Raw genomic sequence first — 20,751 nt, 5'->3', positions numbered from 1 at the left:
CCTTTCGAAGAAACGGAAAACGGGAGCCCGACTAGCCCTTGGCGACGTGGCTCTCGAACCTGACAATGTTAGCAAACTCGGCCGGGTCAAGGCTGGCGCCACCCACAAGCAGGCCATCGACGTCGGTCTCGGCCATGATGGCCGCAGCGTTGTTGGCCTTGACCGATCCGCCATAGAGCAGCCGGGTCTTCCCTGCCACATCGGCGTCGAACAGTTCCGCAAGTTCAGCGCGGATGGCTGCGCACATCTCCTGTGCATCGTCCGGGCCAGCCACTTCGCCGGTGCCGATGGCCCACACGGGCTCGTACGCAACCACAAGCTGAGCTGCCTGCTCTGCCGTGAGGCCCTCGACCCCGGCCCGCAGCTGGGCCAGCGTGTGGTCCACATGGGTGCCCGCTTGGCGCACCTCGAGGCCTTCACCAACGCACAAGACGGGGGTGACCTCGTGGCGGAACGCGGCCTTGACCTTGGCGTTCAGGACCTCGTCGGATTCGTTGTGGATGGTGCGGCGTTCGCTGTGCCCAACCAGGACATAGGCGCAACCCAGTTTGTTCAGGAATTGACCGGAGATGTCTCCCGTGTACGCGCCGGAATCAAACTGGGAAAGGTCCTGGCCGCCGTAGACGACGTCCAGTTCGTCGCCCTGGACGAGCGTCTGCACACCGCGAAGGTCTGTGAACGGAGGGAAGACGGCAACTTCAACACGGTTGTAGTCATGTTTGGCGTCCGAAAGCGTCCACGCCAGCTTCTGCAACAAGGTGATGCCCTGGACATGGTCCATGTTCATCTTCCAGTTGCCGGCGATGAAGGGTTTGCGGACGAAGTTGCCGTTGTCAGAAGTAGTCACGTGAACTCCAAGATTGCTTGTGAAAAGTGAACGGCCGGCGGAACGCAGGGGCGTCCCGCCGGCCGGATTGCTGATTTAGCGGTCCAGGACGCTGAGGCCCGGAAGTTCCTTGCCCTCGAGGTACTCAAGGCTGGCACCGCCGCCGGTGGAGATGTGGCCGAACTGCGAGTCCTCGAACCCGAGGGTACGAACGGCCGCAGCCGAATCGCCGCCGCCAACCACCGTGAAAGCCACGGTGTCCGTCAGGGCCTGGGCGATGGCACGTGTGCCGCCGGAGAAGGCCTCGAACTCGAAAACGCCCATGGGGCCGTTCCAGAAAACGGTCTTGGCACCCTCGATCTGGGCAGCAAAGGCGGAAGCTGATTCCGGACCAATGTCCAAACCGATACCGCTCTTGCCGAAAGAGCTTTCCTCAATGGCGTCGGCCTTCACTACCTCGTGCTCCGCGTCTGCGGCGAACTTGGAAGCGACCACGACGTCGGTCGGGATGACGAATGACGTACCGGCGTCGGCAGCGCGCTTGAGGTAGTCCTGCACAACGGGAATCTGGTCCTCTTCCAGCAGGCTGCCCGCCACCTTGTGGCCGGCCGCTGCCAGGAAGGTGAACAGCATGCCGCCACCAACGAGGATGGTGTCCGCCTTGCCCAGGAGGTTGTCAATAACCGCGAGCTTGTCCGAGACCTTGGAACCGCCGAGCACCACCACATACGGCCGCTGCGTGTCCGTGGTGAGCTTCCGGAGGACCTCAACCTCGGTGTGGACGAGGTCGCCCAGGTAAGCGGGCAAGCGGGTAGCGACGTCGTAGACGCTGGCGTGCTTGCGGTGGACGGCGCCGAAAGCGTCATCCACGAATGCTCCATTGTCCCCGGTCAGCGCTACAAGCTCGTCAGCAAAGGAGCCACGTTCGGCGTCGTCCTTGCTGGTTTCGCGTGCGTCGAAACGGACGTTCTCCAGGATGAGCACCTCACCATCCTGCAACGCCGCAGCGAGGGCCTTGGCGGACTCTCCGACGGTATCTTCGGCCAACTGGACCTTGAAGTCGGCGAGCTCAGCAAGACGGGCTGCAGCAGGCTTGAGGGAGTACTTTTCCTCGGGAGTTCCCTTGGGGCGTCCGAGGTGGGCGGTTACGAGCACGCGGGCACCGGCGTCCGAGAGCTTCTTAAGGACCGGAAGGGAAGCCTTGATGCGGCCGTCATCGGTCACTGTAGAGCCGTCGAGCGGCACATTCAGGTCACTTCGAACCAGAATGTACCGCCCGCGGACACCTTCAGCGATGAGTTCGTTGAGGGTGTGAGATGTCATGTGTCTACCCTAGCCCAGCTTGGATGCAACGAGCTCCGTGAGGTCTACGAGGCGGTTGGAGTAGCCCCATTCGTTGTCATACCAGGAAACAACCTTGACCTGGTTGCCGATGACCTTGGTCAGGCCCGAGTCAAAGATGGACGACGCCGGATCCCCCACGATGTCAGAGGAAACAATCGGGGCGTCTGTGTAGGTGAGGATGCCGGCCCACTGGTCGGACTCGGCAGCAGCCTTTACAGCCGCGTTGACTTCCTCAACCGTCACTTCGCGGGACACGGTCACAGTCAGGTCCGTAGCCGAACCGGTGGGGACGGGCACGCGGATGGCGTAGCCGTCAAGCTTGCCCTTGAGTTCGGGAAGCACCAGGCCGATGGCCTTCGCAGCGCCGGTGGACGTGGGCACCATGTTGATGGCAGCTGCACGTGCACGACGCAGGTCCTTGTGCGGGCCGTCCTGAAGGTTCTGGTCTGCCGTGTACGCGTGCACGGTGGTCATCAGGCCACGCTCGATGCCGAAGGCGTCGTTGACAACCTTGGCCAAGGGGCCGAGGCAGTTGGTGGTGCATGATGCGTTGGAAATGATGTTGTGTGCGGCGGGGTCGTAGAGGTCGTCGTTCACGCCCATGACGATCGTGATGTCCTCGTCGCTGGCAGGCGCCGAAATAAGAACCTTCTTGGCGCCGGCGTCGATGTGCTTCTGCGCTGCCGAAGCTGCGGTGAAGAAGCCTGTGGACTCGATGACGATGTCAACGCCGAGGTCGGCCCAGGGAAGGTTGGCGGGATCACGCTCTGCCAGAACCTTGATGGACTTGCCGTCAACGACGATGTTGCCGTCCACAACTTCCACGGACTGGGTCAGACGGCCTCCGACGGAGTCGTACTTCAGGAGGTGCGCCAGGGTCTCAGGGTTGGTGAGATCGTTGACTGCCACGATCTCAAGGTCTGCGCCCTGTGCCAGCGCGGCGCGGAAGTAGTTACGGCCGATGCGGCCGAAGCCGTTGATACCAATACGGGTGGTCACTGTTTGTCAATCTCCTTGGTGCTCTTGCAAGCACGCCTCGTGAGTTGGATTTGGGTCCAACCAACAGACCCCGCACGTCATTGGGCAGAGGTGATTATCAGATCGGAGGGCGACCAGCCACGTTGCTGAAGGCTAACCGCCTTCCGTGATCCATCTTACGTTTAACTGAGCCTGCCCCCGCAACTGCGGAGGCAGGCATTTCAGCATTTGGGCCTATTTCACTGAAATGTGACTTTTGTTACACCTCAATGAACGCGGCCTCACCAACTAGAGAACGATGAGCCCCGTGGCGTTGGCGCGGGCTGCTTCGAAGCGCTTGGCTACGTCCGCCCAGTTGACGATGTTCCAGAAAGCCTTCACGTAGTCAGCCTTGACGTTGACGTAGTCCAGGTAGAAAGCGTGCTCCCACGTGTCGAGCATGAGCAGCGGGGTGGTGCCCACGGCAACGTTGCCCTGCTGATCGTAGAGCTGTTCGATCACGAGGTTGCCGCCAATGGGCTCGTAGGCAAGGAAGGCCCAGCCGGACCCCTGCAGGGCAAGTGCTGCAGCAGTGAACTGAGCGCGGAAGGCATCGAACGAGCCAAAGGCATCCTCGATGGCTGCCGAGAGCTCGCCTTCGGGCTTGTCGCCACCGTCCGGGGAGATGTTGTTCCAGAACACGGAGTGGTTGATGTGGCCGCCGGTGTGGAACGCCAGGTCCTTGGAGAGGCGGTTGATGTTGGCGAAATCACCCTTTTCGCGGGCTTCCGCCAGCTGTGCGAGGGCGTTGTTGGCGCCGGCAACGTAGGCGGCATGGTGCTTGCTGTGGTGCAGCTCCATGGTCTTCGCCGAAATGTGCGGCTCCAGTGCTGCGTAGTCGTAGCCGAGCTCGGGCAGGACGTACTCTGTCACGAAATCCTCCAATGTAGTGGACCGAAGTCCGGTTGGTAACTCTCGTTCTGTTCATCCGGCCGATGAACCGGCCGGAAACCCTTGGGCGGAGAAGCCTCCTGTTGAGTCTACGGGCGACAACCCGACTGGCCCCCGGAGTATTTCCCCCGCACCCTGTCGATTCTATGGGCGGCGGCTATTCGTCCATCATTTCCGGAGTCACATTTGCCTCTGTACCCGGGATGCCCAAGTCGAGAGCGCGTTTGTCCGCCATGGCCAGCAGACGCCGGATGCGTCCGGCGATCGCGTCTTTGGTCATAGGCGGATCGGCAAGCCGGCCCAGCTCATCCAGGCTTGCCTGCTTGTGGGCAACCCGCAGCTCCCCCGCGTATTTCAGGTGCTCGGGAACGTCGTCGCCGAGGATCTCCAAGGCCCTGTCGACCCTGGCGCCGGCAGCAACGGCCGCTTGGGCGGAGCGGCGCAGGTTGGCGTCGTCGAAGTTGGCCAACCTGTTGGCCGTGGCGCGCACTTCCTTCCGCATGCGCCGTTCTTCCCACACCATCAGTGCATCGTGGGCGCCCATCCGGGTCAGCAACGCGGCGATGGTGTCGCCGTCGCGGATGACCACACGGTCAACTCCCCGTACCTCGCGTGCTTTGGCCTGGATGCCAAGGCGGCGTGCTGCGCCGACCAGTGCCAATGCGGACTCGGGACCCGGGCACGTCACCTCCAAGGAGGAGGACCGTCCCGGTTCCGTGAGCGAGCCGTGGGCGAGGAAGGCCCCGCGCCACACGGCCTCCGCATCCGCCGCCGAACCGTTGACGACCACCGACGGCAGCCCCCGCACAGGCCGGCCCCGGCCGTCCAGGAGGCCGGTTTGCCGGGCCAGCGCCTCGCCGTCGCGGACCACGCGCACGACGTAGCGGCTGCCGCGGCGGAGGCCACCGCCGGAGACGACGATGATTTCGCTTTGGTGGCCGTAAACCTCGGCAATGGCCGCCCGAAGCCGCCGGGCGGTGGAAGCCAGGTCCACCTCGGCCTCGATGACGATCCGGCCCGAAATAATGTGCAGGCCGCCCGCAAACCGGAGCATGGCCGAGACTTCGGCCTTGCGGACTGAGGACTTCTTGATGTCCAGCCGGGACAGTTCGTCCTTGACCGACGCGGTAAGTGCCATCGCGTATGTATTCCTAACTGTTCCCAAAGATATCGTGGTACGCCGCCGCCAGGAGCAGTGGGTCATGGACGGGCCTGCGTCTCGACGCCCCTACTCTACCCAAGACGACTTCGGCCCCGATCATCCCGGCGGCCTTCTCGAAGGCTTTGAGGTCCTGTACGGCGGCCGGGTCGGCAAGCACAACGTCCACGCTGAATTCCGGGGCGTAGCGCCGCAGGACATCCAAATGGTCGGCGGCGGTCATGCCTGAGGTTTCCTTGGTCTCGACGTCGAGATTCATGGTGAGGCAGCGTTTTGCGGTTGTCTCCCCCAATGCCTGGCGAAGTTCGGGCAACAGGAGGTGCGGCAGTACCGAGGTGTACCAGGAGCCGGGGCCCAGGATGACCCAGTCGGCCAGCTCAATGGCGGTCAGCGCTTCTGTGCAGGCCGGTGCGTCCTCGGGAAGGAGCCGGACCTCCTCGAGCTTTCCGGCTACCGCGCATTTGGCCTGGCCGCGCACCGTCTGCAGCTCATGACCGCCTCCGGGAAGTTCCACCCGGGCTTGCCCTTCGATGGTCAGCGGCACGCTGGACATGGGCAGGACCTGTCCGCGGGCACCCAGCAGCGCGCCGGCCCACTTGAGGCCTGCCACAGTATCGCCCAGCAGTTCCCACAGCGTCACGATCAGCAGGTTGCCCATGGCGTGATTGTCCAGTGAACCACCTTTGGCGGTTCCCGCGTTGAACCGGTGCTGCATGACATCGCGCCAGGTGCGGCCCCAATCGGTGTCATCACAGAGCGCACTGAGTGCCATCCGCAGGTCCCCGGGCGGGAGGACGCCGTACTCGTCCCGCAGGCGCCCGGAAGAACCGCCGTCGTCCGCTACCGTGACGATCGCCGTCAGCTCGGAGGTCAGAAGGCGCAGGGCGGACAGGGAAGCGGCCAGCCCATGGCCGCCACCGAGGGCGACGACGGAGGGGGTCTTGTCCTGCTGGCTGCCGGGAACGCCTTTGGGCGGGATCAGCGGCAGCGGACCGGTGAGGACGCCCATTACTCGCGACCCAGGTCTCGGTGAGTGGTTGTCACGGTCACCCGCGGGTACTGCGCGAGCCGCTTGGAAAGCTCGACGGCGACAGCCACCGAGCGGTGCTTGCCGCCGGTACAGCCCACGGCCAGCGTGGCGTAGTGCTTGTTCTCCTGGCGGTAACCGTCAAGTACCGGCTCCAGGGCGCTGACATAGCGGTCGACGAACTCGTGGACACCGTCGGCTGCCAGCACGTAGTCGCTGACGTCCTGGTCCAATCCCGTATGCGGGCGCAATTGCGGAACCCAATGCGGGTTAGGAATGAAGCGGGCATCGGCAACGAAGTTCGCATCCACGGGAAGCCCGTACTTGAAGCCAAAGCTCATGACGTTCAGCCGGAGGGTGACCGGGCCGGTGTCGCTGAACAGTTCGGTGATCGCCGTAGCCAGGCCATGGACGTTGTAATCGCTGGTATCCAGGACGATGTCGGCGTGTTCCTTGAGTTCCCGGAGGACCTCACGCTCCACTCCGATGCCGTCCAGGATGCGTCCCCCGCCCTGCAGCGGATGCGGCCTGCGGCCCTGCTCGAACCGGCGCACCAGGACTTCGTCCCTGGCGTCGAGGAACAGGACACGGAACGTCACGCCGCTGGCACTCAGGGCACCCAAGGCGGTCTGGATGTCCGTGAAGAGGTCCTTGCTCCGGACATCAACGACGACGGCCAGTTTGGGGATCGATTTGGGGGCATGGGAAACGATCTCGGCGAGCGTGCCCAGCATCTGCGGGGGAAGGTTGTCCACCACATACCAACCGTGGTCCTCCAGCGCGTCCGACGCGGTGCTTCGGCCTGCCCCGGACATGCCCGTCACCACCAGCAGTTCGGCCTCCGGCGGCTTGACGGGGGTCATCCCGTCCTGCTCCGCGCCCGATCCTGCCGTTGCCTCGTCCATCCGTCGTCCCCGTTTCCCTGAAAGTGGTGTGTCCCACAAAGCGCCTGTTGAAGGCAGGCATATGCGCCGGCGGCATCGCGAACGCGGCCACCGGTCAAGTTCTTACCCTAACTAAGATTCCAGGATTTCGCCGGTGGTCATGTTGATGGCCGGTGCGGCGTCCTCTGTATTCTCTGCGGAACCGAGGTGCCGGACAACAGCGGCAGCCAGGGCGGGCCCGATCCCCTTGGCCGACGTCAGTTCTTCGACGGAAGCGGCCTTGATCTTCTTCAAGGACCCGAAATGCGCCACGAGGGCCTTCCGCTTGGCTTCTCCCAGGCCGGGAACACCATCCAGTGCCGAGACCGTCATGGCCTTGCCGCGCTTTTGCCGGTGGAACGTGATGGCGAAGCGGTGTGCCTCATCGCGGATACGTTGCAGCAGGTAGAGGCCTTGGGACGTGCGCGGAAGGATCACCGGAAAATCACTGTCCGGCAGCCACACCTCTTCAAGCCTTTTGGCCAAGCCCACCACGTAGACGTCGTCAATCCCCAGCTCGGCCAAGGCCCGCGCAGCGGCGTTCACCTGCGGTTGTCCGCCGTCCACCACCACCAGGTTGGGCGGGTAGGCGAACTTGGCTTTCGGCGCCGGTTGGGACGGGTCCGACGGCGACTCTTCGGTAGCGCCCGTCACCGCCTTTTGGAGCGGGTTGACGATCTCACCGGACACGGGCACCTGCTCGGCCTTGTCGTTTAGATAGTGCCTGAACCTGCGGGTGAGGACGTCGTGCATTGCCGCGGTGTCGTCCGCGGCAGCCGCTCCGGTAATGGAGAACTTGCGGTAGTCGGACTTCTTGGGCAGGCCGTCCTCGACCACCACCATGGATGCAACCACATTGGTGCCCTGGACGTGGGAGATGTCGAAGCATTCGATCCGAAGCAGCGGAACAGGCAGTTCCAGTGCTTCCTGGAGTTCCTGCAGGGCGAGGGAACGCACCGTGATGTCCCCTGCCCGGCGGGTCTTGTGCAGCTTCAGGGCCTGTTCCGCGTTTTCCTTGACGGTGGACATCAAGGCGGCCTTGTCCCCCCGCTGCGGCACTCGGATGTCCACCTTGGCGCCACGCAGGCCGGCCAGCCATTCGGAAAGTTCGTCATGGTTGCTCGGGATTTCAGGAACCAGGACCTCGCGCGGAATGCGGCCCTGGACTTCGCTGTCCTCGCCGTAAACCTGCTGGAGCAAGTGCTCAATGAGCTCGGGAGTGGTGGCGTCTTCCACTTTCTCCACCACCCAGCCACGCTGGCCGCGGACCCGCCCGCCGCGCACGTGGAAGACCTGGACGGACGCTTCGAGTTCGTCATCGTGCAGGGCGAAGACATCGGCGTCCGTGTCTTCGGACAGGACCACTGCGTTGCGTTCAAAGACCTTGCGAAGGGCGATGATGTCGTCCCGGAGGCGCGCTGCCCTCTCATAGTCGAGTTCGGCAACCGCGGCGGCCATGTCCTTCTCGAGCTTGTTGATGAACCGTTTGGCTTCCCCGCCCATGAAGGAGCAAAAGTCCTCGGCCAGGCCCCGGTGTTCCTCCGGGCTCACCCGGCCCACGCACGGCGCGGCACATTTGTCGATGTACCCCAGGAGGCACGGCCTGCCGCTGGCCTGGGCGCGTTTGAAAACGCCTGCGCTGCAACTGCGGACCGGGAAGACCCGGAGCAGGGTGTCCATGGTCTCGCGGATGGCGCCTGCGGTGTAGGGGCCAAAGTAGCGTGTTCCCTTTTTCCTCTCGCCACGCATGACCTGGACCCTGGGGTACTTCTCCCCCATGGTCACTGCGAGGTACGGGTACGTTTTGTCGTCCCGGAACACCACGTTGAAGCGCGGCTTGAACTCTTTGATCCACGTGTACTCGAGTTGCAGCGACTCCAGCTCGCTGCCCACCACCGTCCATTCGACGCTGCTCGCGGCGTGCACCATGGCGTGCGTCTTGGGCAGCAGGCCCGCCGGATTGGCGAAATACGAATTCAGCCTGGAACGGAGGTTCTTTGCCTTGCCCACGTAAATGACGCGGCCGTGCGGGTCGCGGAAGCGGTATACGCCGGGGTTGGTGGGGATTTCGCCTGTTTTAGGGCGGTAACTTGCTGGATGTGCCACGTTTCAAGTCTAGTGATCGGGGCGGACAGCATACGCCGCCGCCGTGCAGCATGGTCAGTGCAGAGGATGGGCGGCGCACTGGATGGCGGGTACCCGGGCGGGCTACTCCACCGCCTTGCTCTGGTTATAGCTGGTGGAGCGCTCCTGCCCGCTGAGCGCCGCAATGGCATCCATGATGCGGTCAGTAACTTCGCGCCGGGCCGGCAGTGAATGGTCAGGGCCGGTCTTTTCGAAGTACAGCGGTTCGCCCACCTTCATGGTGAAGTGCTGGGGGCGCACAGCGTTCCTGCCTGCCGGCTGCAGCTTCTCAGTGCCGATGAGTCCCACCGGAATGACAGGTGCGCCAGTGGTCAACGCCAACCAGCCCACTCCGGTCCGTCCGCGGTACAGGATCCCGTCCCGGGATCGGGTTCCCTCAGGGTAGATGCCAATGCCCTTGCCATCCTCGAGGATATCCAGCAGGGTCTTCAACGCCTGGACGCTGGCTGCCTGTTCGCCGCGTTCGACGGGGATGGAACCCACAGCTTCGAAGAAGGACTTCATGACGGCGCCCTTGACGCCCTTGGTGGTGAAGTATTCGGCTTTGGCGAAGAAAGCTACCGGCCGAGGCATGAGCGCCTGGACAATGACGCTGTCCAGGAAGGAAAGATGGTTGGGTGCGACGATGAAGGGGCCTTCTTTGGGCACATTCTCAAGGCCGATGACCGTTGGCCGGCACGTGGTGGAAATCAGTCCACGGGTAGTCCACCGGATCGCATCAAATACTGCCATCGTTATGTACCTCGCTCAGGGCCGCCGCTCGGACAGCATCAAGTTCTTCAATTTTGCTTCGCAGTTCCAGCGTCGTGGCTACCACGGCCACAGCCCCGGCTTCCTCAAGTTCGCCGTCGGGAGCGAATCCCCACCTGACACCAATGCAGTCCAGGCCGTTCGCCATGGCCCCGGCGACATCCTGGTGCCTGTCGCCGACCATGACCGCCGGCTGGCTGTGCAGTGAGGCCAACGCGGCCCCAACGATGCCAACCTTGCCGGGGGCGGCATTCGTACCGAGTGATTCGTCGTCCGGAGCTCCGTGAATGGCAACGAAGAAGTCTGCGATGTTGTGGTGCTCAAGAACCAGCCGCGCAATCCCTTGCGGTTTCTGTGTTGCCACAGCGGTAGGCCGGCCCGACTCGGCGTAGAACTCCAAGAGATCGAAGATGCCGGGGTAGAGCTTGCTCTGGGCAATTCCGGCTTCCCGGTAATGGCTCCGGTAGCGGTGGATGGTCTCATCCACCAGGGCCGCGGGCACCTGCGCAAGATTCAGCAACGCGTCGCTGAGCTTGGGTCCGACCATCGAATTCAGCACGGCCTGGTCCGGAACCGGTAGTCCCATTTCCCGCAGGGCAGTCGAGATGCCTCCCGTGATACCGCCTGCTGGATCGACAAGGGTGCCGTCCAGATCGAAAATTACGGGCACCTTTGTATGAGTCACCGGCTTAGTTTCCCACACGTAGCGGCATGCCTGAAACTCGCATGCCGCTACGGGAATACTTCGACCGCAGTAAAGGGCCGTTAACCGAGAATCTCGGCCAGGAACTTTGCCGTGTGGCTCTCGGTCGACTTGGCCACCTGCTCGGGCGTGCCTGTGGCCACCACCCGGCCGCCTCCGGAGCCACCGTTTGGACCGAGGTCAACGATCCAGTCGGCGGACTTGATCACGTCCAGGTTGTGTTCGATGGTGATCACCGTGTTGCCCTTGTCCACCAAGCCCTGAAGGACCATGAGGAGCTTCCGGATGTCCTCGAAGTGCAGGCCGGTGGTGGGTTCATCCAACACGTAGATGCTGCGCCCGTTGGAGCGTTTCTGGAGCTCGGCTGCCAGCTTCACGCGTTGCGCTTCGCCGCCCGACAAGGTGGTGGCCGGCTGGCCAAGGCGAACATACCCGAGGCCGACGTCCACCAAGGTCTTCAAATGCCGGGCGATCGGAGTGAACGCCGCAAAGAACTCGGCAGCTTCCTCGATCGGCATGTTGAGGACATCGGCGATGGTCTTGCCCTTGTAGTGCACTTCCAGCGTTTCCCGGTTGTAGCGGGCACCATGGCAGACCTCGCAGGGCACATACACGTCCGGCAGGAAGTTCATTTCGATCTTCAACGTGCCGTCTCCCGAGCAGGCTTCGCAGCGGCCGCCCTTGACGTTGAAGGAGAACCGTCCTGGCAGGTAGCCACGAACCTTGGCTTCCGTTGTTTCCGCGAAGAGCTTCCGGATGTTGTCGAAGACCCCGGTGTAGGTTGCCGGGTTGGACCGGGGGGTCCGGCCGATGGGGCTCTGGTCGACGTGGACCACCTTGTCCAGGTGCTCCAGGCCGTTCACTGTCCGGTGCCTTCCGGCTACCTGCTTGGCACCGTTGAGCTTGTTCGCGAGGACCTTGTAAAGGATCTCGTTGACCAGAGTGGACTTTCCGGAGCCGCTGACGCCCGTCACGGCAGTAAACAGACCCAGCGGGAAGGTCGCGTCCACGTTGTTCAAGTTGTTTTCGCGTGCCCCAACGACCTTCAGCTCACGCTTCTTGTCGTACTTGCGGCGCTTGGCGGGGACGTCGATCTTCCGGCGCCCGGACAGGTAATCACCGGTCAGGGATTTCGTGTTCGCCAACAGTTCCTTGTAGGTGCCCGAGTGGACCACCTGGCCACCGTGCTCACCTGCGCCCGGTCCGATGTCCACTACCCAGTCGGCCTCATGGATGGTGTCTTCATCGTGTTCCACCACAATGAGGGTGTTGCCCAGGTCCCGCAGCCGGGTCAAGGTCTCAATGAGGCGCCTGTTGTCGCGCTGGTGGAGGCCGATGGAAGGCTCATCCAGTACGTAGAGGACGCCCACCAATCCCGAACCGATCTGCGTGGCCAGGCGGATACGCTGGGCCTCTCCGCCGGACAAGGTGCCGGACGGGCGCTCCAGGTTCAGGTACTCCAAGCCGACGTCCAGGAGGAACGTCAGGCGGGCCTGGATCTCCTTGAGGACCTGGTGTGCAATCTGCGCTTCACGGCCGGTGAGCGTCAGGTTGCCGAGGAAGGAAGCGCACTCCCGCATGGGCAGCGCAGCGACTTCGGCGATGGATTTGCCGTTGATGAGCACCGAGAGGGATGCCGGGTTGAGGCGGGCACCGTTGCACTCGGGGCAGGGAATCTGGCGCATGTACTCTTCGTACCGGTCCCGCGCCCAATCGGAGTCCGTCTCGCCGTGCTTGCGGTGCACATACTGGATGGCGCCCTCGAAGCCGGTGCTGTACTTGCGCTCACGGCCAAAGCGGTTCCGGTACTGCACAACCACTTTGTGGTCCTTGCCGTGCAAGACCGTGTTGCGGACGTCCTTCGGCAGTTTTTCCCAGGCCGTATTCATGGAGAAGCCGAGCTCCGAGGCAAGACCTTCCAGGAGCCGGTTCCAGTACTCCGTGGTGGCACTGCCCATCGACCACGGCGCAATGGCGCCCTCGGCCAAGGAGAGTTCCGGGTTGGGAACGATCAGTTCCTCGTCCACCTCAAGCTTGGTACCGATACCGCTGCAGGCAGAACAGGCGCCGAAAGGGTTGTTGAAGGAGAAGGAGCGGGGTTCGATCTCGTCAATAGCCAGTGGATGTTCGTTGGGGCATGCCAGGTTCTCGGAGAAAGCGCGAATCCGTGCGGGGTCCTCGGCGTCGAGGTCAACGAACTCGACCAGTACGCGGCCCTCGGCCAGGCCCAGGGCGGTTTCCACGGAGTCGGTGAGGCGCTGGCCAATATCTTCCTTGACCACCAGGCGGTCCACCACAACCTCAATGGTGTGCTTGAACTGCTTTCCCAGCTTGGGAGCTTCACTGAGCTGGACCAGTTCACCATCCACCCGGGCGCGGGAGTAGCCCTTGGCCGTGAGCTCCTTGAAGAGATCCACGAATTCGCCCTTGCGGCCGCGGACCACCGGGGCGAGGACCTGGAAGCGCGTGCCCTTGTCGAGCTCGAGCAGCTGATCGACAATCTGCTGCGGAGTCTGCCGCGTGATGGGCTCACCACAGACCGGGCAGTGCGGACGTCCCACACGGGCCCACAAGAGGCGCATGTAGTCGTAAATCTCGGTGATGGTGCCAACGGTTGAGCGCGGGTTCTTGCTGGTGGACTTCTGGTCGATGGAGACCGCGGGCGAGAGGCCTTCGATGAAGTCGACGTCGGGCTTATCCACCTGTCCCAGGAACTGGCGCGCATAGGCGGACAGCGACTCGACGTAGCGGCGCTGGCCCTCAGCAAAGATGGTGTCGAAGGCAAGGGACGACTTACCGGATCCGGAGAGCCCGGTGAAGACGATCATCGCATCCCTGGGAAGATCGAGGTCGACATTGCGGAGGTTGTGCTCACGCGCACCCTTGACCACCAGGCGCGACAGATCCGGGCGCACGGGCTTGGCGTCAGGTGCGACGGAAACAGTGTTCAGGTCATGGACGGCTGTATCTTCAGCTAAGGCTTTGGGCACCCAACAATGCTAGTCGAAAACGTCTTCGAATTTCCATGTCGTTGCTCACACCCTACCCGGCGGTATCAGTCGGCATCATAGGCTGCGGCCAGAAGCTGCACCGCCTCCGCGAACGATGCCCCCTGGGCCTTCGCGGCTGCCGCATATTGGGCGGCGACTTCGGCCAAAGCGCCCCACCGGTCGTCGCGGGCGCAGATCACGGTCCCATTGCGGCCCCTGGTGGCAACGACGCCGGCGGCTTCGAGTTCCTTGTAGGCCCGGGCAACAGTGTGGGGCGCAACATCAAGGACCCCGGCAAGGTTCCGCACCGGGGGAAGCTTGGCACCCACGGCCAGGACGCCGGAGTCGGCCAGTTCGATGATCCGCAGCCTCAACTGCTCGAACAGGGCAACCCCGCTGTTGGTGTTCGGACGCCAGTTTCCAGGAAACTCACCGTTGCCGGTCATTGCGGGCACCGGCAGGGCGGCACCTGGGCGGCGGTGCCTTGATCAGCGAAACGTCCTTGGTCCATGCCGAAAATTAGACCAGCGTCGAAGTGCCGGGACAAGCTGTGACGGCTCGCGGGAAAGCGTACGGCGCTGTTGCCTGTCACGGATTCCTCTGTGCCACGGCGAAGATCCGCCTGAACGGAAACACGGTGCCATGCTTCGATGGAGGGTAGGCCTGACGCAGCATAGCGGCGTATTCGTGCTCGAATTCGGCTCCCTCGGCCGGAGACAGGGCTGCCAGTACCGGCCGGAGTCCAGTGCCCCGCACCCAATCAAGGACAGGGTCCCCGCCCGGGAGCACCTGCAGGTAGGTCGTTTCCCAAGCGTCAGCCGTGAAACCGGCGTCGAGCATGATGTTCAGGTAGTCAGCAGGGCTGCCGACGGCGTCGTGCCGCAGTACCCCGGCCAGGCGCGGCGCCCAGGCGGGCGAGTCGGCGAGTTCACGCATCAGGGTGTGAGACGGCGAGGTGAAATTGCCGGGGACCTGCAAGGCAAACCAGGCCCCTGGCTGCAAAGCGCGCAACCAGGAAGCCAGCATTTCCTGATGGCCGGGGACCCATTGGAGTGCTGCATTGGTGACGACGACGTCCACGTCCGGCTCCGGCTGCCAATCGGCAATATCGCCGTGCTGGAAGCCGAGGCGGCCGGGCTCGGCCAGCGCGGCAGCTTTGGACAGCATTTCGGCAGACGAATCGATCCCCGTCACCCGTGCTTCCGGCCAACGCCTTCCCAAGGTGGCGGTAAGGTTGCCGGGCCCGCATCCAAGGTCCACCACCCGGGTGGGGTCATCGGCCCGGATCCGGGCAACGAGGTCATGGAAGGGACGGTCACGATGGTCACCGAACTGGACGTATCTACTGGGATCCCACTTCATTCGACAACCCTTCAGGCAAGCTCCGGACCAGGTACTGCTGACCTGAGCGAGCCTAGTGCGTCCGGGCACTAAGCTGGAAACCAATGAAACTTCCAGAGCAGCTTCCAGCTTCCACCGGCGCCGGGCCCCTCGACCCTGACGAGATCTACACGCGGTTTGTCGAATGGACGGAGAGCCGCGGGTTGCAGCTCTATCCCGCTCAGGACGAGGCCATCATGGAACTCGCCGCAGGCAACAACGTCATCCTGGCGACGCCCACGGGTTCAGGAAAGTCGCTGGTGGCGATCGCGGCCCACTTCGAGGCCATGGCCCGGGGCCAACGAAGCTACTACACCGCTCCCATCAAAGCGCTTGTCTCCGAGAAATTCTTTGCCCTCTGCGAGATTTTCGGCGCGGAGAACGTCGGCATGATCACCGGCGATTCCGGGGTCAACCAGGACGCCCCCATCATTTGCTGCACGGCCGAAATCCTGGCCAACACCGCGCTGCGCGAGGGGGCGGCTGCGGAACTTGGCTCAGTGGTGATGGACGAGTTCCACTTCTACTCCGACCCGCAACGCGGCTGGGCGTGGCAGGTGCCGCTGCTGGAACTGCCGCAGGCACAGTTCCTGCTGATGTCCGCCACCTTGGGCGACGTCACCCGGTTCGAGCGCGGCCTGACGGAGTTGACCGGGCGGCCCACAACCACCGTGAGCTCGGCGGAGCGGCCCATCCCGCTGCATTACTACTACCACGTCACCCCCGTCCACGAGACCTTGGAGGAGTTGCTCTCCACCAAACAGGTCCCGGTCTATGTGGTCCACTTCAGCCAGGCGGAAGCGATCGAGCGCGCGCAGAACCTGATGAGCATCAACATGTGCAGCCGCGAAGAAAAGGACCGCATCGCCGAGCTGATCGCGAACTTCCGGTTCGCGGCCGGCTTCGGGAAGACCTTGAACCGCCTTGTCCGCCACGGAATCGGGGTGCACCACGCGGGAATGCTGCCCAAGTACCGCCGGCTCGTGGAGCAGTTGGCCCAGGCCGGACTCTTGAAAGTCATCTGCGGCACGGACACCCTGGGCGTCGGTATCAACGTCCCTATCCGCACGGTGCTGCTCACCGCTTTGAGCAAGTACGACGGCGTTCGCACCAGGCTGCTTAACTCCCGCGAGTTCCACCAGATTGCCGGCCGTGCGGGCCGGGCCGGGTACGACACCGCCGGGACAGTGGTGGTGCAGGCTCCGGAACACGTTGTCGAGAACACAAAGGCCATGGCCAAGGCGACCGCGAAGTTCGGCAACGACCAGAAGAAGCTCCGCCAAGTGGTGAAGAAGAAGCCGCCTGAAGGTTTTGTCTCCTGGGGGGAACCGACATTCAACAAACTGGTGGAATCGACGCCGGAACCGCTGAGCTCGAGCTTTACGGTCACCCACGCAATGCTGTTGAACCTGCTGGAACGGCCGGGCGACCCCTTCCTGGCGACGCGCCGGTTGCTGACGGAGAACCACGAAACCAGGGCATCCCAGCTCAAGCTCATGAAGAAGGCTTTGGGTATCTACCGCGAACTGCTGGCGGCAGGTGTCGTTGAGCGCGTTCCTCCCGGGGAACAGGACGCTGAGGGCCGTTCCGTGCGGCTGACGGTCCATCTGCAGCCCAACTTTGCCCTCAACCAGCCTCTCTCCCCCTTCGCGCTGGCTGCCTTGGAGCTGCTCGATCCGGAGTCGCCGTCGTACGCCTTGGACGTCGTCTCGGTCATCGAGGCCACGCTTGAGAAGCCGCGCCAGATCCTTTCTGCCCAGCAGAAGAAGGCCCGCGGCGAGGCCGTCGCAGCCATGAAGGCGGATGGCATCGAGTACGACCAACGCATGGCCATGCTGGAGGAAGTCACGTACCCGATGCCCCTTGCCGGAATTCTGGGCGAGGCCTTTGAGGTCTACCGCAAGGCGGCACCGTGGGTGGGTGACTTCGAGTTGGCGCCCAAGTCGGTCATTCGCGATATGTACGAGCGCGCCATGAATTTCGGCGAGTTCGTCCAGTTCTATGGCCTGGCACGTTCCGAAGGGATCGTCCTGCGCTACCTCGCCGACGGCTTCCGGGCCCTGCGGCAGACCGTACCCCAGGACGTGCTGCGGGAGGACCTCGAAGACCTCATCGCATGGTTGGGGGAACTGGTCCGCCAGGTGGACTCGAGCCTCCTTGACGAATGGGAGGAACTGACTGCCGGGCTGGCTCCGACGCCGCATGATGCTCCCCCGCCGCCTCCGCCGTCGTTGACATCCAACGCCAGGGCATTCCGGGTGATGGTGCGCAACGAGATGTTCCGCAGGGTGGAGCTGTTTGCTGACGAAGACTCGGCCGCCTTGGGCGAACTCGACGGCGAGGGCGGTTGGGACGGCGATCGCTGGGAAGAAGTCCTGGACGACTACTTCGACGAACACGACGACATTGGAACAGGTCCCGATGCCCGCGGACCCGGGTTGCTGATCATCACCGAGGAACCCGGGAAGTGGCTCGTCCGCCAAATCTTTGACGACCCCGCCCGCAACCACGACTGGGGTATCTCGGCGGAAGTCGACCTCCAGGCCTCCGATGAAACGGGAACCGCCGTGGTCCGCGTGACCGACGCCGGCCGCTTGTAGCGGGTCATAGCGAAGAGGCGCGAATGCATCCTGTTCCCAATCTGGCCGACAGCCTCCGTACACTGGAGGCCGTCAAGGACGTGCCTGTTGCGGAATGGTCCGGGCCGCGCCTGTGGTGGCGCGGGCCCTTGGATGTGGAGGGCCTCGCCATTGGGTCGGTCCAGGCTGCGGCGACCGCCCTCAACGCCTTGACAGGCACGTCGGCCTATTCGGTCCCGTCAGCGGGGACCGCAGCCGCCTTTGACTCGCTGCGGCACTTGCGGATCGCCGGAAAGCAGCCGGAAGGTTTCGCGCCCCTCTCCGGCTTCCGTCCGACGTCGGACGGTTGGGTCAGGTTGCATGCCAACTATCCGCACCACGCGGCCAGGCTTTTGCAGGCCCTTTGCGTTTCCTCAACCGCCGACGTCGGCCCCGCCTTGAGGGAGCTGACAGCGTCGGAAGCGGAATCAGTGATTACCGCCAAAGGCGGCGTTGCCGCGGCTGTTCGAACCCGAGCGGAATGGACCCGCTCCCCCATGCACCAGGCGGCAAGCCGCGGTCCCTGGATCGCGCTGAGGGAGTCCGGGGGATCATCAGGGGAACGCCGCTGGGTGCCGGGGGGCGATGCCGCCCGTCCGTTGAAGGGCTTGAGGGTCCTCGACCTGACACGGGTCATAGCGGGACCAACGGCCACCCGGCTCCTCGCCGCGCTGGGGGCGGACGTCCTCCGGATCGACCCGCCCGGACTTCCCGAACTTCCCGATGCGTTCCTCGATTGCGGATTCGACAAACGAAGCGTCGTGGCGGACTTCTCGGTGCCTTCGGTTCTGGACGAGGTGCGCGCTGTGGTGGCACGGGCCGACGTCGTGGTCACAGGCTACCGATCCGGAAGCCTGGAGCGCTTCGGACTGGGAACGGGTGATCTGGCACGGGACAATGGTGGACTGGTGGTGGCGACGCTTAACGCCTGGGGTGCCGGTCCGTGGCAGGAGCGCCGGGGTTTCGACAGTATTGTCCAAGCCGCCTGTGGCATCGCTGCTGACTACGGAAGCGACGGCGACGCCGGATGGCGGCCGGGTGCGCTTCCGGTCCAGGCGTTGGACCACGCAACGGGCTACGGCCTGGCAGCGGCCATTCTGGGATTGCTTGCCGAACGGACCCGCACGGGCCGGGGCGGTGTGGCCACGATGTCGCTGGTCCGCACCGCTGAGGAGCTTTTCGGGGCCGGACTCCTTCCGGCCCAGGTTCCCGGCCACGAGCCGGCGTCACTGCCGGAGCCACTGCCGGAACCTGGATACCACGGGATGGAGAGCGTCCACGGCCATCTCCGGTTCGTCGGTCCGCCGCTGCTGGCCGACGGTGTTCCTGTCAGTTACACCCGCGCGCCTGTGGCCTATGGCTCGTCACAGCTCTTGTGGGGCAAGGCCTGAGCTTTGCGGCATCAGGCACCCGGGGCCGGGCGCTAGTAAGCTCGGAACCATGAGTGTAATCCGCCCCGCAACCGCTGATGATGTCCCCGCGATCCTTGGCATGATCCATGACCTCGCCATCTACGAAAAAGAACCGGACGCCGTCAAGAACACGCCCGAAAAACTCACCGAGGTCCTCTTCGGAGACAACCCCCGGGTGTTCGCAAACATGGCAGAGAACGCGGCCGGCGAGGTCCAGGGATTTGCCCTGTGGTTCTTGAACTATTCGACGTGGGAGGGCGTCCACGGCATCTATCTCGAGGACCTCTATGTCCGGCCCGAAGCCCGTGGCGAGGGCCACGGAAAGGCGCTGCTGCAGTACCTGGCCGCTACCGCCGTCGAACGCGGATACGCACGCGTGGAGTGGAGCGTCCTGGACTGGAATGAACCGTCCATCAAGTTCTACAAGAACCTGGGCGCGCTACCCATGGAGGAGTGGTCCACGTTCCGCCTGACGGGCGAAGCCCTTCATACTTTCGGATCGGCAGCCGGGGCGCCGGACAGGGCGTTGGCGCGTGGCTGAACTGCACAGCATCCGCGCAAGGCACGAGTTCCGGGGCCTCCGCACCGTGGAACACTTCTTCACGGTGCCCCTTGACCATGGCCCGGTGGAGGCTTGGGCGGGCCATAACGGCCGCGAGGCAATCCCTGGCGAAGAGTCCATCACGGTCTTCGCCCGCGAGTACACCTCCACGGAACACTCGGCGGAGGACGCGGCACGCTTGCCCTGGCTTTTGTACCTTCAGGGTGGACCGGGCGGACGCGGCAACCGGGTAACCTCCCTGTCCGGCTGGATGAAGGCTGCGGCCAAGGATTTTCGCATCCTGATGCTGGACCAGCGCGGTACCGGCCTGTCCACGCCCATTGAATTCCAATCGTTGGCACGTCGCGGAGACGCAGAGCGGCAGGCCGAGTACCTGGCGCACTTCCGGGCTGACTCGATCGTGGCCGATGCCGAGATGATTCGCCGGATCCTCGGGGCGGAACCTTGGACGGTGCTGGGCCAAAGCTTCGGCGGATTCTGCGCACTCACTTACCTGTCCTTTGCACCGGAGGGACTTCGTGAAGTCCTTATCACCGGCGGCCTCGCGCCCCTCCAAGGGCCGGCCGAACGGGTGTACCGTGCTACCTTCCGTCGCGTTGCCGCGCGCAACGCCGAATACTTCGCCTGGTACCCCGAAGACCGCGGGCGTATTACCCGGATCATGCGCCATCTGGCGGACCAACCAGAGCATCTGGCCAGCGGCGAGCGGCTCACCCCGGAAAGGTTCCAGATGGTGGGCTCATTCCTCGGTGGCAACACGCGGGTAGATGCCCTGCATTACCTCCTGGAGGACGCGTTCATCGAAACAGCCACGGGACCCCGTCTGTCAGAAGCGTTCCTTGAGCAGGTCCGTTCGCTTGTGAGCCGTGCCGGCAACCCGCTGTACGCCGTACTGCACGAGTCCATCTACGCGCAGGGCGAGGCCACCAAGTGGGCAGCCTGGCGGGTCCTGGAGGAGTACCCGGAGTTCGAACCCTCCGCGGACGAACCCCTTCTCACCGGCG

Annotated in this window: 17 protein-coding genes; 4 read left to right on the top strand and 13 right to left on the bottom strand. The window is 63.8% G+C overall.

What is annotated here, in order from left to right; translation table 11 throughout:
* Window positions 1–31 precede the first annotated feature (31 nt).
* From tpiA to AUR_RS18480, 13 genes are all read right to left on the bottom strand, one after another.
* Window positions 32–847, bottom strand: a complete 816-nt coding sequence (gene tpiA, locus AUR_RS18540) for a triose-phosphate isomerase (protein ID WP_062096846.1) — start codon at window positions 845–847, stop codon at window positions 32–34.
* 75 nt (window positions 848–922) lie between these two features.
* Window positions 923–2,149, bottom strand: coding sequence for a phosphoglycerate kinase (locus AUR_RS18535; protein WP_062096845.1), 1,227 nt, complete (start codon window positions 2,147–2,149; stop codon window positions 923–925).
* 9 nt (window positions 2,150–2,158) lie between these two features.
* On the bottom strand, window positions 2,159–3,169 hold the full coding sequence (gap, locus tag AUR_RS18530; RefSeq protein ID WP_062096844.1) for a type I glyceraldehyde-3-phosphate dehydrogenase: 1,011 nt from the start codon (window positions 3,167–3,169) through the stop codon (window positions 2,159–2,161).
* A 267-nt stretch (window positions 3,170–3,436) separates the two neighbouring features.
* A complete protein-coding gene (locus tag AUR_RS18525; protein ID WP_128397275.1) occupies window positions 3,437–4,060 on the bottom strand; it encodes a superoxide dismutase in 624 nt (207 codons plus the stop codon).
* A gap of 175 nt (window positions 4,061–4,235) precedes the next feature.
* The gene (whiA, locus tag AUR_RS18520) at window positions 4,236–5,216 is read right to left on the bottom strand and encodes a DNA-binding protein WhiA (protein ID WP_021470406.1); all 981 of its coding nucleotides are present in this window, start codon (window positions 5,214–5,216) and stop codon (window positions 4,236–4,238) included.
* 13 nt (window positions 5,217–5,229) lie between these two features.
* Entirely contained in the window at window positions 5,230–6,246 is a 1,017-nt protein-coding gene (locus AUR_RS18515; RefSeq protein ID WP_062096843.1) for a gluconeogenesis factor YvcK family protein, read from the bottom strand.
* Window positions 6,246–7,169 (bottom strand): RNase adapter RapZ, encoded by a 924-nt coding sequence (gene rapZ, locus AUR_RS18510; protein ID WP_021470404.1) that lies wholly within the window; start codon window positions 7,167–7,169, stop codon window positions 6,246–6,248. The genes AUR_RS18515 and rapZ overlap by 1 nt, the downstream gene beginning before the upstream one ends.
* 111 nt (window positions 7,170–7,280) lie before the next feature.
* Window positions 7,281–9,293, bottom strand: coding sequence for an excinuclease ABC subunit UvrC (gene uvrC / locus AUR_RS18505; RefSeq protein ID WP_021470403.1), 2,013 nt, complete (start codon window positions 9,291–9,293; stop codon window positions 7,281–7,283).
* Window positions 9,294–9,395: 102 nt separating this feature from the next.
* Window positions 9,396–10,064, bottom strand: a complete 669-nt coding sequence (locus AUR_RS18500) for a lysophospholipid acyltransferase family protein (protein ID WP_021470402.1) — start codon at window positions 10,062–10,064, stop codon at window positions 9,396–9,398.
* Entirely contained in the window at window positions 10,051–10,767 is a 717-nt protein-coding gene (locus AUR_RS18495) for an HAD hydrolase-like protein (RefSeq protein ID WP_062099190.1), read from the bottom strand. Before AUR_RS18495 ends, AUR_RS18500 begins: the two co-directional genes overlap by 14 nt.
* Before the next feature lie 80 nt (window positions 10,768–10,847).
* Entirely contained in the window at window positions 10,848–13,775 is a 2,928-nt protein-coding gene (gene uvrA / locus AUR_RS18490) for an excinuclease ABC subunit UvrA (protein ID WP_062096842.1), read from the bottom strand.
* A 65-nt stretch (window positions 13,776–13,840) separates the two neighbouring features.
* Complete coding sequence (locus AUR_RS18485) at window positions 13,841–14,221, bottom strand: GntR family transcriptional regulator (protein WP_021470399.1); 381 nt, start codon at window positions 14,219–14,221, stop codon at window positions 13,841–13,843.
* 142 nt (window positions 14,222–14,363) lie between these two features.
* The gene (locus tag AUR_RS18480) at window positions 14,364–15,137 is read right to left on the bottom strand and encodes a trans-aconitate 2-methyltransferase (protein WP_062096841.1); all 774 of its coding nucleotides are present in this window, start codon (window positions 15,135–15,137) and stop codon (window positions 14,364–14,366) included.
* 83 nt (window positions 15,138–15,220) lie between these two features.
* Between AUR_RS18480 and AUR_RS18475 the strand changes: the two genes are divergently transcribed.
* The 4 genes from AUR_RS18475 to AUR_RS18460 form a co-directional block, all read left to right on the top strand.
* The gene (locus AUR_RS18475) at window positions 15,221–17,755 is read left to right on the top strand and encodes a DEAD/DEAH box helicase (RefSeq protein ID WP_062096840.1); all 2,535 of its coding nucleotides are present in this window, start codon (window positions 15,221–15,223) and stop codon (window positions 17,753–17,755) included.
* A 23-nt stretch (window positions 17,756–17,778) separates the two neighbouring features.
* Window positions 17,779–19,164 (top strand): CoA transferase, encoded by a 1,386-nt coding sequence (locus AUR_RS18470; RefSeq protein ID WP_062096839.1) that lies wholly within the window; start codon window positions 17,779–17,781, stop codon window positions 19,162–19,164.
* A 49-nt stretch (window positions 19,165–19,213) separates the two neighbouring features.
* On the top strand, window positions 19,214–19,726 hold the full coding sequence (locus AUR_RS18465; protein WP_062096838.1) for a GNAT family N-acetyltransferase: 513 nt from the start codon (window positions 19,214–19,216) through the stop codon (window positions 19,724–19,726).
* The coding region (locus AUR_RS18460) for an alpha/beta fold hydrolase (RefSeq protein WP_128397274.1) at window positions 19,719–20,751 on the top strand (1,033 nt) is incomplete at its 3' end. The genes AUR_RS18465 and AUR_RS18460, both read left to right, overlap by 8 nt.

The organism is Paenarthrobacter ureafaciens (assembly GCF_004028095.1).
GTDB lineage: Bacteria > Actinomycetota > Actinomycetes > Actinomycetales > Micrococcaceae > Arthrobacter > Arthrobacter ureafaciens.
Note: the sequence above shows the minus strand (reverse complement) of the source record. Positions and strands in the feature narration are given on the sequence as shown.

What these genes read in the sequence shown, in the direction of transcription:
- AUR_RS18515 (WP_062096843.1), bottom strand. Translation starts at nt 6,246, where the DNA reads ATGGGCGTCCTCACCGGTCCGCTGCCGCTGATCCCGCCCAAAGGCGTT.
- AUR_RS18465 (WP_062096838.1), top strand. Translation starts at nt 19,214, where the DNA reads ATGAGTGTAATCCGCCCCGCAACCGCTGATGATGTCCCCGCGATCCTT.
- whiA (WP_021470406.1), bottom strand. Translation starts at nt 5,216, where the DNA reads ATGGCACTTACCGCGTCGGTCAAGGACGAACTGTCCCGGCTGGACATC.
- AUR_RS18470 (WP_062096839.1), top strand. Translation starts at nt 17,779, where the DNA reads ATGCATCCTGTTCCCAATCTGGCCGACAGCCTCCGTACACTGGAGGCC.
- AUR_RS18535 (WP_062096845.1), bottom strand. Translation starts at nt 2,149, where the DNA reads ATGACATCTCACACCCTCAACGAACTCATCGCTGAAGGTGTCCGCGGG.
- rapZ (WP_021470404.1), bottom strand. Translation starts at nt 7,169, where the DNA reads ATGGACGAGGCAACGGCAGGATCGGGCGCGGAGCAGGACGGGATGACC.
- AUR_RS18485 (WP_021470399.1), bottom strand. Translation starts at nt 14,221, where the DNA reads ATGACCGGCAACGGTGAGTTTCCTGGAAACTGGCGTCCGAACACCAAC.
- AUR_RS18480 (WP_062096841.1), bottom strand. Translation starts at nt 15,137, where the DNA reads ATGAAGTGGGATCCCAGTAGATACGTCCAGTTCGGTGACCATCGTGAC.
- AUR_RS18500 (WP_021470402.1), bottom strand. Translation starts at nt 10,064, where the DNA reads ATGGCAGTATTTGATGCGATCCGGTGGACTACCCGTGGACTGATTTCC.
- AUR_RS18475 (WP_062096840.1), top strand. Translation starts at nt 15,221, where the DNA reads ATGAAACTTCCAGAGCAGCTTCCAGCTTCCACCGGCGCCGGGCCCCTC.